Source organism: Ktedonobacter racemifer DSM 44963, assembly GCF_000178855.1.
Taxonomy (GTDB): Bacteria; Chloroflexota; Ktedonobacteria; order Ktedonobacterales; family Ktedonobacteraceae; genus Ktedonobacter; species Ktedonobacter racemifer.
Genome location: NZ_ADVG01000002.1, coordinates 1,066,193 through 1,079,621, shown reverse-complemented (window position 1 = coordinate 1,079,621; position 13,429 = coordinate 1,066,193). Strand labels below are relative to the sequence as shown.

Sequence of the window (13,429 nt, the reverse complement as noted above, 5' to 3'; positions counted from 1 at the left end):
GTAATAGATGAGGTGGCAACGTGGCTCCGCCACGTTGCCACCTCATCTATTACCCCAGTGGCTCAATCATCTCGAAGCGGTTGCCGAAGGGGTCGCGGGCCTCAAAGCGCGCGAAGCCGGGGATGGGCACGGATTCCAGCACTTTAATTCCATGCTCTTGCAGGTGTGCCTGCCAGGCGGTGACATCTTTGACCTGATAGGCAAGGTGTGCCTTGCTGGCTTTGCGGTCGACACCGTCCTCAGTGCCGACGTGAACCTGCCGATCTCCCACCTGGAGCCAGAAGCCGCCGCGTCCCTGAAGCGACTCTGGCTTCTCAATCTCTGGCAGGTCCAGGATATCGCAGTAGAACTTGCGTGCCCCCTCCTCGGCCCCTTTGGGGATCGTTATCTGAGCATGATGTAATCCTTCAATACGCATACAGGTTATCCTTCTTTTCTAAGGGATGCGGGAAAAGCGTTAGCGACCCCGGACGATACGCTCAATGTCGCGTCTGACGTCGCGCTCAGCGATGCTCTGGCGCTTATCGAACAATTTCTTACCTTTACAGAGTCCAAGTTCGAGCTTGGCGCGCCCACGCTTCATATAGAGCTTGAGCGGAACCAGGGTCAGGCCTTTTGCCGCCACGCGCTGGCCCAACTGCTCGATCTCACGTTTATGCAGCAGAAGCTTGCGCTTGCGTAGCGGCTCATGGTTATAGCGGTTACCATGCTCGTAGACCGCGATATGGGCGTTCTCTAGCCAGGCCTCGCCGTTGCGGATGATGGCGTAGGAGCCGCGCAGGTTGACCTTGCCGTCGCGAATCGACTTAATCTCGGTTCCCACCAGCGAGATGCCCGCCTCAATCGTGCTCTCAACGGTATAGTCATGGTACGCCTGCCGGTTGACCGATACGACCTTGGAGTTCTCCTGCTGAGCCTCTTCTTTTTGTTTAGTTGTGCTTGCTTTTGCCATGCGTCTTCTTCCTCCTCAACACAGGTCGTCACACTGCTTGCTAACAGGCAAGCAGGAACACTGTGGTCTCTCTCCACTCTTTTACACGTGTGAGCCAGCCACAGGAGGTCTCTGCGATACGCCAGAGGGGAAGTGACAAAAGCTTCTCCCTGCCGCCTTCCCGCCCCTGGCGAGTGCAAAGACCTGAAAATGGGATACGGCTATGATATCATGAGCTTAATTATCTTGCTAGTCCTGGGCCTTCTTTATGTGTGTATAGTGCATTTTTGACACCTGAACTTGACACCTTATGCGTTTTCCCCTGTTCTTGCTCCTCTCTGTGGGTGTCTAATATCTTCCTGTATTCTCTGGCAATTCTTGCTTCTGATGTTCTTGTGTCCATTTCAAACGCGACACGTTTACCGATCTGGCCGATTCGGTCAAATCCTGCGTTGTCCATGATAGCTATACCGCTCGGGGTTGAGCTGGTTGCATAGAGTTTGGTTATCTGAACGTCTTTCTCAGTGAGATGCTGAATGAAGTCTAGGAATCCGCTGAGAAGTTTTCTTCCATAACCTTTTCTTTTCACAGGTTCTATGTCAGGTCTTGTCACCATACTCATGATAATGCATTCTACCTCGCTGCCTGGGGTATAGGTGAGCACGTCTTCTGCGGGTATCTCCCAACCTCTGATCTCTCCATTCATAAACCGCATGATAGTATCATGCTTGACAGGAAGAACATCAATAAAGCTAACAAGTGTTCCTTGATCTCTGACGACAAATGAGATATCGGGATTGCTCTTTAGCCAGGCTTCGCGTGTAGGTATGTCATGAGTAGCATTGCCAAATACCAGAGATGCCAGCTCGTACTCTTCTTTCACATCGTCTTCTGTTTGGACCTTCATGAACTGTACCTCTTTCCCTTCATCATAAGTCATAAAAGCTAGCATTTCTCTTGCGAATTTGTCTATTTCACTTCGAGGGTAGACCCCTTGCTTTTTACCCGGAGGCGTTATTTTGTTTATTCTTCCAGTGCGTACCAAGTAGAAAAAATTGCCTTCTTTGAGCCCTAACCTCTCTTGGGCTTCCTTTGCGGTGTAGTAGTTCTTCACGGCCGTCTCCTTATATCTCCCAATGCCTAAAAGAGAGTGTTTAAACACTCTTTATAACTCAATGGTAACATGTTTTTTAAGTTTGCGCAAAAATTGAAGTTTTTTAAGTGTTTTGCGCTTGGCATTCCGAAGTTCTTCGGGTATTCTTAGATCGTTGAGTGTTTGAAGTTTTTTAAGTTTTGTTAGCTTTTGAAGCGAAAGGAGGTGCGATGGGCAAGAAGATGAACACGGACGTGCAATTTATCCGGCGGGTGGCTTGTCGCAAGTGTGGGCAGGTTGCCCTTGAGGATGGGAAGTCGCTTTTAGGTCGGCCAAAGTATCGTTGCGCTCGGGGACATGTCACGCTCCAGTAGCGTGGTGTTGAGCTAAGGTCTGGTACACCTTAGCCCAACGGTTTGAGCGTTCACAGTCGATTGCTAGGCTCGATTTCATTTAGACATATCGGGCCTGGCCTGTCAACTTGTGCATCAAGGAAGGTGCGGTATGTCTCGATTGATCAACCTGGTTGGCCTGGTTCTTATCATTGGCGCTCTGACGCTTGGCCTGGCCTGGTACTCCTCTTCTCCTCTGGTCAAGCGTGTTGAGGCCAGTGGCAATACTGCGTCTGCTGGCGTGGTTCGTACATCGTCCGATGTGGCAAGCATTCTTGGCACTCCTACCATCTCGGCGGCGTTCATTGACCAGGTGCTAGCGCATTATGGTTCTTCTGCGGCTGGCACTGGCAAGGCGCTCTATGAAGATGGCGGCATGTACGGCATTGACCCGGCCTTTGCTCTGGCCTTCTTCTGGCATGAAAGCACGTTCGGCCTCTATGGAGCTGCTCACGCTACTAAGTCACTTGGAAATATTATCTGCACGCCTGGCTATCCCTCTTGTATTGGTCGGTTCCGCGCTTACTCCTCCTGGGAAGCGGGTTACCTGGATTGGTTCCGCTTGCTCAAGTCGGAGTACATCCCTCGCGGTTTGACCACGGTTGATACCATTATCCCGGTCTATGCCCCTGGCTCTGAGAACAACGTCCCGGCGTATGTCTCAGCGGTCAAGCAGATGGTGGCCGCGCTGCGGTCTGGTCGCATGGAGGTGGCGTGATGCTGGTTCGCTCTCGGCGTGCAGGTGTGGGAGCTGGTGCCCATCGTCACCAGTTGATCAAGGTTGTCGGTTCTGTAGGCTGGTTTCAATGTCGTTCTTGTTTCTGTAGCGCGGTTTGCCCTGGGTGCCTGGGTGGGATGCCTGCTGGTCGGGTTCTGATCACCTGGTGCGCTCGTCATCAAAAACAGTTTCGTTAGTTGCGAAAAGGAGAAAACGCTATGGCTGCGATTTTAACCGGTATTCTGATGAACAAACGTGAGGTTTCTGGTGTGACTGAGAGTGGCCCTCGCAAGGGCGATGAGTGGCATTTCCTCTCGATGGAAATTAATGATATGCGCTTTGGGCATGTGTGGTCCTGCCAGATGCGCGGCGATGATCCACAGTATGCGGACGTGCTCAATGATGAGCTGGTCGGCCACAAGGTCAAGGTCACTGTCTCCGCGCAAACAGCGGGTGAGCGCAAGCTCAAGGACGGTCGCACGGTGATGCAGATTCGCTCTCAGGTGACCAATCTCAAGGACCTGGGTGTCCCTGCGGATGACGACGAGTAGCGCGTGTATGGTGGGCCTGGCTCCGGCTGGCTCACCTTTCTTTGTTGGTTCCTAGAGGTATTGGTATGGCTCGTACATCTGTTTCGGCCCAGCAAATGTCCTTGTGGATGGCGGGTGAGGAGGTGGCTGCATCTGCTGAGACACAGCTTGTTCAGGAGGTGCGTGTTGTCTCTCTTCCTCGCGTTCGTTCCTCTCATCTTTCCCTTGCTGAAATGTGTAACCTGCGGGCCTGGCTCTGGCAGTGGGGGAAAGATCACGAATATCCTGAGTTGAGTTTTCCTATTGGCAATGGTGTTTTGGGTGACCGGCGTGCTGGATATATAGGTGCTGGTCAAGGTCATTGGAACGATGTGATGCGCTGTAAGGATATGGAATGGGTTATGAAAGCGATTGAGTGGCTACAGACGGGGAACTTTTCCCCGAGCAAGGATGGCAAACATGAGTGAACAACAACAGTCTCAAGGCTTTATGAACAAGCTTGGGAAAGCGTTGGGCTTTGGTCGTCGAGATGATGAAGACAGTATGACCGGTGTACCGGCTCGGCCTGCTCCCTCTGGGCCTCGCTCCCCTGCCCGCTTCGTCAATGGGGAAACGTACGAGGATGACCCGGACGCCTTCCAGGGCGAAAAGCTTTCGCATGAAGACATGATGAAACGGCGGCGTATGGAGCGCATTGAAAAGGCTCGTGTAGGTCGTCCGTTTCATGAGCGCGTCATGCTCTTCTTTCTCAGAATCTGGCTCCTGGCCGGGCCGATTGCCTTTGTGTTCCTGACGGCTGCTGAGGTGGCCTACATTCTCACGCATCTGGTCGCACCTGGAGATCGCAACGGACAAATGATCATTTGGGGCGGTGCTCTCTTCATCGAACTGGCGATGATGTTTCATACCTTTGGTGTCGGTATCAAACGGCATGAGGTGGCCCAACAGCGAGAGATTTACGGTCACGTGGATGCCGCGCAAGAACGGGCGGTTTGGATCGGTACTGGCCTGTGGGCGGTTTTCGCGATCATTAACATCATTGGTCAAACGGCTTTCCTCCTGAGTATCGTTCAGGCGAGTCATGACCCGAATATGAACATCATGTACCTCTTCGTGGCCTCGCGTGTGATTGGCTTCATCCTGGGTGATGCCGGAACGGCCTTTTTCCTCGGCCAGGTTGATAGCAATGATGTGCGGCTCATGGCTCGCGCTGAACATGAGCGGGGCAAGCTCTATACAGAACTGGCTGAGGCTGAGGGCAAGCGCAAGCTGCTGGAGGCTGAGGCGGATAGTAAGGTCAAGCTCCTGGGGATCAAAGTGGAGCAAGAACAAGCAGATGCTGAGTTCCTCGCCCGACTCAAGGAACAGACGTTCACGCGCCTGTTGCAGATGCCGACTGGCACGCCTGGTGGATCGCTCCCATCGCCCAGCGCCGATCTGCCGATCACGGGTGAGTTTCAGACGTTGAACGCCGAAGGGCAAGCGCCTGAACAGGAACGGGTTCGTTTCCGTCGCATAGACAAGTAACGGTCTTCTCTTTGAGCGCCACGCGCCACGCGCTTTGCTTGGTGGGCGGCGCTCATCTCCCTTCTAGAGCGCCTTATGGTAGAGCTTTAATACATAACGAAAAGGTTATTACTGATGTCTCTCTCTCAATGGTTTATAGCAAATAACGTAGCTTGTGGCGCGGTGGGAACACGTGTCTCTGAGACGGGCAAGAGAGTTCACACACAAAATGAGCAAGGTGGATTCTACGTCTGCATGGCCGGGCGTCCGTATGAACGTCTCAGGGCTATTAAAGGGCATATTTGTAGCTCAAAAAGGGTATTCTAAGGCATTTTTCCCTATTTTCTCACCTATAACCTATTACTTTTGCTTATGGTTAGTTCTGCCTGAGAAAGGAGGTGAGCCGGTGTCATTCTCGCGTGAAGAACTGGGCGTTCTGGTTAATACCTGCATCGGGCGGCGCAATGACTATGCTGTCCAGCGGGATGACGGCGGGTATCTGCGGGCGGGTCGTGTTTTGACGTATGACCTGGTGCAGGCACATCTCGCCGGGCAGGTGACCCTCGGGACCTATGTTATTGATGAGCAAGGGTGCTGCCGGTTCGGGGTGTTTGACTGCGATAAACGGGGCGGCCTGGTTGACCTGGTTGAGGTGCAAGAACGGCTTGCAGCTGATGGCATTGTCTCTCACCTGGAGGCATCCCGGCGTGGTGGTCACCTGTGGGTGTTCCTGGCCTCGCTTTTCTCTCCTGCCCAGCTCCGGCGCTGGCTCCTGCCGTACTGCCCTGAAGGGATGGAGTTCTTCCCCAAACAGGATAGCACGCTGGCCGGGCCTGGCTCTCTGGTGCGGGTGCCTCTGGGTGTGCATCGCCTGACAGGTGAGCGTTACCCCTTTGTCTCTCTGGATCGCTCGGAGTGGTTCCGTCGCCTGGTGCCGGTGGCCTCTGGTGTTGGGGCCTCTCTCGCCTGGCTCTCCACCGTCCAACGAGTAACGCCGCTCGCGGCGGTATCCTCGCCACAACGTGAACACGCTCAAGAAGCACCCAAGAAAAATACTCTTCAAAAAAACGCTGCGGCACTGACCCGTCCCACGGCACGCATGACGATTCAAGAGTGGTGCGCCCAACAGGATGCGCTAGGTGTGATTGGGCGCTATGTGGCCCTGGATCGGAGTGGATTGGGATGTTGCCCGTTTGGCTGGCATCACTCAGATGGCAAGGACACACATCCGTCTCTGTGGGTGCATGAGCCGAGTAAGCCGGGTGGGGCCTGCTGGTATTGCCATACCTGGAAACAGGGTGGCTCGGTCTTTGATTTTCTGCGCCTGTACTACGGTCTAGAGGCGCGTGAGTTGTGGCAACGCATACAGAAAGGAGAAGGGTTATGAGAAGGCAAAGCTGGATTCATTTACTTTTGTTCCTTGACTATCTTACTCAGGGTAAGGATACAGGTCTTGATTATCTCATCTGGACTTCTTGCTGGGTCGAATGCAAGCCCTGCTTGGCTGAAAAAGCTTTTTGGAAGGTTACCTCCAGATCGCAAAAGGGTATCAATGCCAATGGTCAATGGACCTTCGGGAATGATGGTTTCGAGGCCTATGGTCTGTCGCAAATCGATATCGGCGAAGATCGTGTAGCCTATGGATACAGCTGTCAGCTTTGCTTCCCTGAAGGTAGTTTTGTAAAGGGTAGTATGTCTGAGATCAGCACGGCTGAGGTCAGCATGGTTGAGATTTGCGTATTTGATGGTGGCACCATACAGGTTTGCACCAATCAAGCTGGCACCGGTGAGGATAATTTGCTCCATAGTGACAAACATGAGATCAGCATTGTTGAGAGTAGCATTGCTGAAATTGGCATGAGGAAGGTTGGCACCGGTGAGGTTGGCACCGGTGAAATTGGCACCACTCAGGTTGGCATTGACAAGATTGGCATTTTCAAGGTTGGTACGGTTAAAGTTAGCACCACTCAGGTTAGCACAACCAAGATCGGCACCACTCAGGTCAGTATCGCTGAGATTGACACCACTCAGGTCGGCGTCGTAAAAGAGAATACCACTCAGGTTGTTACCACTCAGGTTAATGCCACTCAGATCAGGACCGCCAATCTCGTCTTCAGGATCATCAAGACGGTCGCGTTCATAATCATCTCGCTCTTTTCTCCATCTATTCCAATGCTCAATACCTTGTCTCAACTGTTCGAGTTGTTTTTCGTCTGCCATGGCTATCTTCCTTTTCTTTCATCATTGTTCCTCAGTATAAATTATCCCTTCTGTGGCTTCAAGAAGGAGAGCAACTATGAGTGAGCAAGGAACGCTCTACACGCTCGGGTATGCACACCCTGAGACAGAGCGCCAGGTGCATCAGATGATGCGTGATGAGCGTGCGCTCCTGGTCGATATTCGTCTGTCTCCCTATTCAAAGTGGGCGGCGACCTGGAATAAAGGGGCGCTGTGCTCGGCGTATGGCTCGCGCTATGTGTGGGATCGGCGGCTTGGCAATGTCAACTATGCACACAAGGAACAGGGTATCCAGCTCGCGCCAGGTCATGAGGATGCCGTACGTGAAGTGGCGTCCTGGCTGCGTGAAGGTCGCCCGGTGGTGTTGCTTTGTGCCTGCCGGGATGCTCGCACCTGTCATAGAAGTTTGGTTGCCAAGTTGGTGCAAATAGCTCTTCTTGAAAGAGAGGATCACTACCCTGGACTCCTGGCTCGCTATCGAGGGGATGAGGTGCCGCCTGTGATTCTGCCTGAGGCATGGCCGGGGATGCAGTGGTTTTCGGTGGCGCTGTGGACTCGCTGGCCTGATCTGCTAGCGGAACACCATGGCTATATTCTCGGGACGTCGGCCTTTAATGCGATTGAAAACATGATGCGCTACTACCGTCTGTCGTCGGTGGCGCGTGCGGCTGCGCATACTCTGGATTTCTCGTTGTTCTATCGCTGCGCTCGGCCCTGGGTGCTGTTGGATCGCAGTGAGGAGGAGGGTGAAGCGTGATGAGAAGCGGCAGGCGCGGTACCGTAAGTAAACCGTACCGCGCAATTTACATGGATGTTTCTCTTTGTGTTCTCTTGGCTTAGGAGGTGGGTTTATGCATGAGAAGTATAAGCAACGCTTGTTGAATAGATTGTCTGCGGCCTGGCCGGTGTGTCGGCTTTGTCCGGTCGATGTTGAGGAACTGGACGCAAAAACCTGGATGGTCACGTACCGGGACGCGCAAACAGGGGAGATTTCTCGCTCTGGCCTCTACAAAGCTGAGTTGAGGCGACAGGAACAGAATATGCGTGCGTGGTCGGTGGTTCCTGGTACGCGCTCGGCTCCTCCTGCGCAAGAGGTGCCAGTGGTCGAGCTGCCTGGTGATGTCTCTGAACCTGATGCGCTCCTAGTTGCTGAAAAGATGGAAAGCATGGTGCGCGTGCTCGGGGCCTTTGTGGATACGTTGGTGCTCAATGTCTACCAGACACGTGCTGATCTTGAGGTTATCAAGGGCCGTTTGGAGAGTAATCTGATTGATGAACTGACGCTTTTGAAAGAACAGGCACAGAACGATGAAGAGCCGGTTCCCTCGCGTTTCGTCTTTGGTGGTGCGCCTTTGCTGATGACGGCGAAAGGCGGTGAGGGCTTTCAATGGATTCTCAGGAACAAGCTTCTGTCGCTGGCGATTAACAAGGGGTCCAAGATGAAATTGATTGCACAGGTACGTTGCTCCTCGGAATATCTGTGGGGCGTGCGTGACCTGGGCAAGGTGATGCATGAGGTGTTTGGCTTCCTGGTGACGATCTTTGGACAACGGCTCAAGCTGCAAGTGTCGGCCTGTGACCTGGCGGTCGATGTGGTCGGTTTTCACCTGGGGACCCTCAAGGATGTGAAGCGGCATTTTGTCTCTCGGGCACAACTGACAGAAGAGCGTCCGCTCTCTGAGGATGGGATGATTGACGGCCCTGACGGGATCAAACAACGGTGGGGGCGTATCACGGGTTTGCCCTTTGGTGCTCGCAATGGGCGTTTGTCGGCTTTGATCTATGACAAGACTCATGAAATCAAGTATCACTCGCCTGAAAAGGCTTGGTTTCATGATCTTTGGCGTGAGGTAAGAGATGCTGAGACAGGGGAGCCGCTTTGGGAAGAGGGCACTGATGTGTTGCGCCTGGAAATACGTTGGAAGCGGCCTGGGTTAAATGAGGTCAAGGGTGAGCTGCATGGTGAAGAGTTCCACGGGATAGATGATGCTTTTGACCTGGAGGATCACCTAGCGGGCCTGTGGAGCTATGCCGTTGGTCGGCTTGGCGGTGGCGAAGATGGCCTTCCTGATGGCTGGCTGCGCTATGTGGTCCCGACTGACGATACAAATCGCTCGCGCTGGCCTGTGCATCCTGATTGGCAGGTCATCCAGGGCGCATTTCAGGAACGGGAACAACTGGAGGTGTCAGCCTATGAGCGTGAGGAACAGGAACGGGAAGAGCTGCTTCAACTGGTTGATGAAGAACTGGCGGCTCGGCCTTTCTCGACCGACAAGAAGAAAGGGCGTCGGCCTGGTCGTCGTATTGTCTCGGCTGCTCATCCTGTGGTGCCTGAGTCCTTCACGCTCAAGCCGTATATTCGCCAACGGAAGCGAGAGAAGAACATGCTGCGCCTGATCGCGCAAATAGCGGGGTTGCTCATCACGCTAGAAGCCTGGCGGCAACCGTCACATGAGGAACGGGATGTCTTCTCTGATCTCTCGGACACGGTGTCTTTTGCCTTCAACCATGTGGAGGAATACTACGACGACAAAGAGCGCGATTTCGAGAGGGAAGTCAAGAAGCGGCGTGTGCTTCTCAGTATTCCTAACAAGTCTTCTCAAGCTGCATAAGGAGGTATTCTATGGCAAGGTCTAAAAAGGTTGGGGCTGAACAACCATTAATGCCTACACCTACGGGGTTACTCGATGTTGATGGTGCTGCCGCCTGGTTCGGGGTAAGTCGTGCAAAGCTCTTTGAGTTGATGCATGAAGAGGGTTTCCCTGTGATTATTATTCCAAAGAATAATATTCGCTTCGATCCAAATAGCTTGTATAGATGGGCCTTAGAGAAACAAGTAAACGGTCGTTATGTTGCCTAGTCATCTGCATTAAGAGAGGAGTTTAAACTATGCCGAAATCAAAAAAAGAAGATGAGGGAAAATCAAAGCGTCGTGCTCGTGGGGAAGGATCAGTAGTACAGCATGCTGATGGTCGTTGGGTCGCTCGTGTCCCGCTCGGAAAAGGCAAGCGAAAGGAAGAGTACTACAAGACCAAACAAGAAGCGGAACGAGCGAAACGACGGATGTTAAATGAGCGTGATGCTGGTAAGCTAGTAACTGAGCAAGAACAGACCTTTAAGGACTACCTAGCGTATTGGCTCAATGCGCATCGTACAACTGTACGGAAAACAACCTATATCATGTATTCTAAGTACCTGGAGACTCGTATTATTCCTGTGCTTGTTCATGTCGGTTTACGCAAGCTTACGCTAGAAATGTTTCAGTCGCTTTATCAGAAGTGGGAACAGGAAAAACTTTCACCTAATACTATTCGCCTTATTCATGGGATTATTAGCGAGGCTTTAAATGATGCTGTAAAGTGGAAAAAGCTTGCATATAATCCTGCGCAAAATGTGAAGTTGCCCAAACCACGGAAAACTAAAATATACGTGTTGAGCGATGAAGAGATAGAGCGGTTACTACAATGCGCACAAGAGATGCATTTGCACGCTCTTTTTCGGATGGCTTTACTGTTGGGTATGCGAGCTGGTGAACTACTTGCGTTGAGATGGTCAGATATAAATTTTAAGAAAAGAGCATTGACCATACAACGCACAGTGTCTTATGTGAATGATCCTGCGATAGGACATTATGATTTTCATGTTGGCCCACCAAAAACTGAAGCAGGTGAACGTACTATTCATTTACCTCTTGATATTGTTGATGTATTGCTTGAGCATCGGGAGAAGCAGACTCAGATGCGTGTTTCATCTCCTCACTGGAAGGATCAAGACTTAGTGTTCTGCACGCGCTTTGGTAACTATCTCACACCTGCTAGCGTTCGGGTATTCTTCGATAGGTTGCTCAAGGCTGCGGGGCTGGAACATATGAAGTTTCATGCTCTGCGTCATAACGCTTCCCGTATCCTGCGACAATTAAAGATTGATCCAGTCGTGAGGATGGAAATGTTGGGTCATACAAGCCTGGATATGACAGATGGCACGTATGGTCATGCAACACGAGATATGCATAAAGAAGCGGCTGAAGAAATCAACCGTCTCTTTGGAGAAGAAAAATAGTAGAGCTAAATTGACACCTTAACCGGTATCTGGCTAGTCCGATATCGGTTATTTTTATGTAGTGAGAAAGGGGTCTTTAACATGACCTGTTGTTTTTGGTTGTCTTACGTTGTACATTACAGGCTCGCATTCCTTGCCTTTTTGCAAGATCAGAGCAGCTCAACAATTTCTTCCAATACTCAACGTCTCATCTATACAGAAATAAGCTGATCCGCTAGAATAGAGCAAAACGCGCAAGAAAAGGGAGAACAAAGTGGCGATGAAATCTAACCTGAAGGTCGCAGGACAACTTCAACGAAAGAGGATTGTGAAACAACTTCAACGACAGTTGAGACATTGGGACCCTGACAGGCAGTGTAAAGTTCACTCTTGGATGAGGGAAAAGCAGTGTCAATATGACAAATATGGACGAGTGATTAGACTACATCTCTGCGAATGTAATTTGACACAAATTCCCTCGGAAGTGTGGCAATTCTCTTCGCTGAAAAACCTTTACCTGACCAACAATCAGCTTAGAACCCTACCTGAGCAAGTGAGCCGGCTCTCGTCACTACAATGGCTTGATCTGGAAAACAATCAGCTCAACTCTTTGCCTGAGCAAGTGAGAAACCTTCGTGATTTGCAGGTTCTTGACCTGGCAAACAATCAGCTTAGCTCTCTTCCTGGAGAAATTGGCAACCTCTCTTCGCTAGACTCGCTTTACCTGGGAGACAACCAACTCAGTACTTTGCCTGAGCAAATGGAGAATCTTCGTAATCTGCAATTCCTTCACCTGAGTAATAACCAGCTCAATACTCTACCTGCAAAAATTGACAACCTCGCTTCGTTGCAATCGCTTGCCCTGGACAACAACCAGTTCAGCTCTCTTCCAGGGCAAGTGTGGAACCTTCGTAATCTGCAATTTCTTGCCCTGGGCAACAACCAGCTCAACTCTCTACCTGCGGAAATTGGCAACCTCTCTGAACTATCATCGCTTCATCTGCGCAACAGCCATTTTAGCTCTCTACCAAGGCAAGTGTGGAATCTCTCAAAACTGAGGCATCTCGGTCTCACTCTCAACCAGCTCAGCTCTCTACCTGCGGAAATTGGCAACCTCTCTGAACTACAATGGCTTGACTTATCCAACAACCAGTTCAGCTCTCTACCTGCGGAAATTAGCAACCTATCTTCGCTACGATGGCTTAACTTGTCCAACAACCAGTTCAGCTCTCTTCCTAAGGAAATAAGTAATCTCTCATCGCTACAATGGCTTAACCTGGGTGACAACCTATCACAGACGCTAGAAGCGGAACTTATCGCACACGGCTTCTCTTCTAATTGAGGGCGCAAGCGCGGCTTTTACTTCCCACAAGGCTTGATTGGCCTCTTTGGTATTGAGTTGTTTCAACCCACTTGCCAGTAGATTTAATGAACCAATTCAGATCATCCAGGAAGCAAGGGATCTTTTGAATAGTTGCCGGCCCCTTTGTTCTTCGTCTGGATCTTTAAGGGAAAATGACACCTTAACCGATATTTGGTTTGGTCCAATATCGGTTATTTTTGTGCAGTGACTGGCGATCTTTATACGGCTTGCTATGCGAGGTTAGAGGCTTTTCATATGGTTGCAATTTTGACACCTGATTTTGACACCTTATGTAGTGTATTTCTCTGGTCTTGGTTAGACTTTTATGGATGGGGATTGCTTACAAGGGAAGAGGGGATAAGCTTGTAGAGCCTGTTTAGGGGATTGAATAAAATCGCTTATTTAAACATGGGATACGGCTATTATATTATGCGCTTGTCGCTAATACAACTCTGCCTTAACTTTTCGCGCCTGCGGCGCTCAAGATATTATGATGTATGGGCATGATGAGCGGGGCGTTCGCCCCGCTCATCATGCCCATACATCATAATATCTGTTACAGATATGTGGATTTGAGAGCGCTCCATCTACCACTTGTCCAGGGGATGCTCATAGGCGGT

16 protein-coding genes are annotated in these 13,429 nt (G+C 51.1%); 12 read left to right on the top strand and 4 right to left on the bottom strand.

Translation table 11 applies throughout. From position 1 onward, the window contains the following. Nucleotides 1-49: 49 nt before the first annotated feature. The 3 genes from KRAC_RS20945 to KRAC_RS20935 all read right to left on the bottom strand — a co-directional run bounded on the left by KRAC_RS20945 (nucleotide 50) and on the right by KRAC_RS20935 (nucleotide 2,045). A complete protein-coding gene (locus KRAC_RS20945) occupies nucleotides 50-418 on the bottom strand; it encodes a VOC family protein (protein ID WP_007910492.1) in 369 nt (122 codons plus the stop codon). A gap of 39 nt (nucleotides 419-457) precedes the next feature. Then, nucleotides 458-952 (bottom strand): SsrA-binding protein SmpB, encoded by a 495-nt coding sequence (gene smpB / locus KRAC_RS20940; protein ID WP_007910491.1) that lies wholly within the window; start codon nucleotides 950-952, stop codon nucleotides 458-460. A gap of 220 nt (nucleotides 953-1,172) precedes the next feature. Continuing rightward, nucleotides 1,173-2,045, bottom strand: coding sequence for a helix-turn-helix domain-containing protein (locus KRAC_RS20935; protein ID WP_007910490.1), 873 nt, complete (start codon nucleotides 2,043-2,045; stop codon nucleotides 1,173-1,175). Between the two features lie 209 nt (nucleotides 2,046-2,254). Between KRAC_RS20935 and KRAC_RS73800 the strand changes: the two genes are divergently transcribed. The 7 genes from KRAC_RS73800 to KRAC_RS20910 all read left to right on the top strand — a co-directional run bounded on the left by KRAC_RS73800 (nucleotide 2,255) and on the right by KRAC_RS20910 (nucleotide 6,557). Then, on the top strand, nucleotides 2,255-2,398 hold the full coding sequence (locus KRAC_RS73800; protein ID WP_007910489.1) for a hypothetical protein: 144 nt from the start codon (nucleotides 2,255-2,257) through the stop codon (nucleotides 2,396-2,398). 130 nt (nucleotides 2,399-2,528) lie between these two features. Further along, nucleotides 2,529-3,134 carry a glucosaminidase domain-containing protein gene (locus KRAC_RS20930; protein ID WP_007910481.1) on the top strand — a complete coding sequence of 202 codons (606 nt, stop codon included), beginning with the start codon at nucleotides 2,529-2,531 and terminating at the stop codon, nucleotides 3,132-3,134. Beyond that, the gene (locus KRAC_RS66305; protein WP_007910480.1) at nucleotides 3,134-3,331 is read left to right on the top strand and encodes a hypothetical protein; all 198 of its coding nucleotides are present in this window, start codon (nucleotides 3,134-3,136) and stop codon (nucleotides 3,329-3,331) included. The genes KRAC_RS20930 and KRAC_RS66305 overlap by 1 nt, the downstream gene beginning before the upstream one ends. Nucleotides 3,332-3,352: 21 nt before the next feature. Then, a complete protein-coding gene (locus KRAC_RS20925) occupies nucleotides 3,353-3,685 on the top strand; it encodes a hypothetical protein (protein WP_007910479.1) in 333 nt (110 codons plus the stop codon). Nucleotides 3,686-3,750: 65 nt separating this feature from the next. After that, nucleotides 3,751-4,131 (top strand): hypothetical protein, encoded by a 381-nt coding sequence (locus tag KRAC_RS20920; protein ID WP_007910478.1) that lies wholly within the window; start codon nucleotides 3,751-3,753, stop codon nucleotides 4,129-4,131. Further along, nucleotides 4,124-5,191 (top strand): hypothetical protein, encoded by a 1,068-nt coding sequence (locus tag KRAC_RS20915; protein WP_007910477.1) that lies wholly within the window; start codon nucleotides 4,124-4,126, stop codon nucleotides 5,189-5,191. Before KRAC_RS20920 ends, KRAC_RS20915 begins: the two co-directional genes overlap by 8 nt. A gap of 385 nt (nucleotides 5,192-5,576) precedes the next feature. After that, nucleotides 5,577-6,557, top strand: coding sequence for a TOTE conflict system archaeo-eukaryotic primase domain-containing protein (locus KRAC_RS20910; RefSeq protein WP_040443965.1), 981 nt, complete (start codon nucleotides 5,577-5,579; stop codon nucleotides 6,555-6,557). Between the two features lie 20 nt (nucleotides 6,558-6,577). Here KRAC_RS20910 and KRAC_RS62115 read toward each other — a convergent pair whose 3' ends face one another. Further along, complete coding sequence (locus KRAC_RS62115) at nucleotides 6,578-7,390, bottom strand: pentapeptide repeat-containing protein (protein WP_052568482.1); 813 nt, start codon at nucleotides 7,388-7,390, stop codon at nucleotides 6,578-6,580. Between the two features lie 76 nt (nucleotides 7,391-7,466). Between KRAC_RS62115 and KRAC_RS20900 the strand changes: the two genes are divergently transcribed. The 5 genes from KRAC_RS20900 (at nucleotide 7,467) to KRAC_RS20880 (ending at nucleotide 12,788) form a co-directional block, all read left to right on the top strand. Further along, complete coding sequence (locus KRAC_RS20900) at nucleotides 7,467-8,165, top strand: DUF488 domain-containing protein (RefSeq protein WP_007910474.1); 699 nt, start codon at nucleotides 7,467-7,469, stop codon at nucleotides 8,163-8,165. A gap of 94 nt (nucleotides 8,166-8,259) precedes the next feature. After that, entirely contained in the window at nucleotides 8,260-10,020 is a 1,761-nt protein-coding gene (locus KRAC_RS20895) for a hypothetical protein (RefSeq protein WP_007910466.1), read from the top strand. Nucleotides 10,021-10,031: 11 nt separating this feature from the next. Further along, entirely contained in the window at nucleotides 10,032-10,268 is a 237-nt protein-coding gene (locus KRAC_RS20890; protein ID WP_007910464.1) for a hypothetical protein, read from the top strand. Nucleotides 10,269-10,297: 29 nt separating this feature from the next. Next, nucleotides 10,298-11,467 carry a tyrosine-type recombinase/integrase gene (locus KRAC_RS20885; protein WP_007910462.1) on the top strand — a complete coding sequence of 390 codons (1,170 nt, stop codon included), beginning with the start codon at nucleotides 10,298-10,300 and terminating at the stop codon, nucleotides 11,465-11,467. Between the two features lie 259 nt (nucleotides 11,468-11,726). After that, complete coding sequence (locus KRAC_RS20880; protein WP_007910460.1) at nucleotides 11,727-12,788, top strand: leucine-rich repeat domain-containing protein; 1,062 nt, start codon at nucleotides 11,727-11,729, stop codon at nucleotides 12,786-12,788. Nucleotides 12,789-13,429 lie beyond the last annotated feature (641 nt).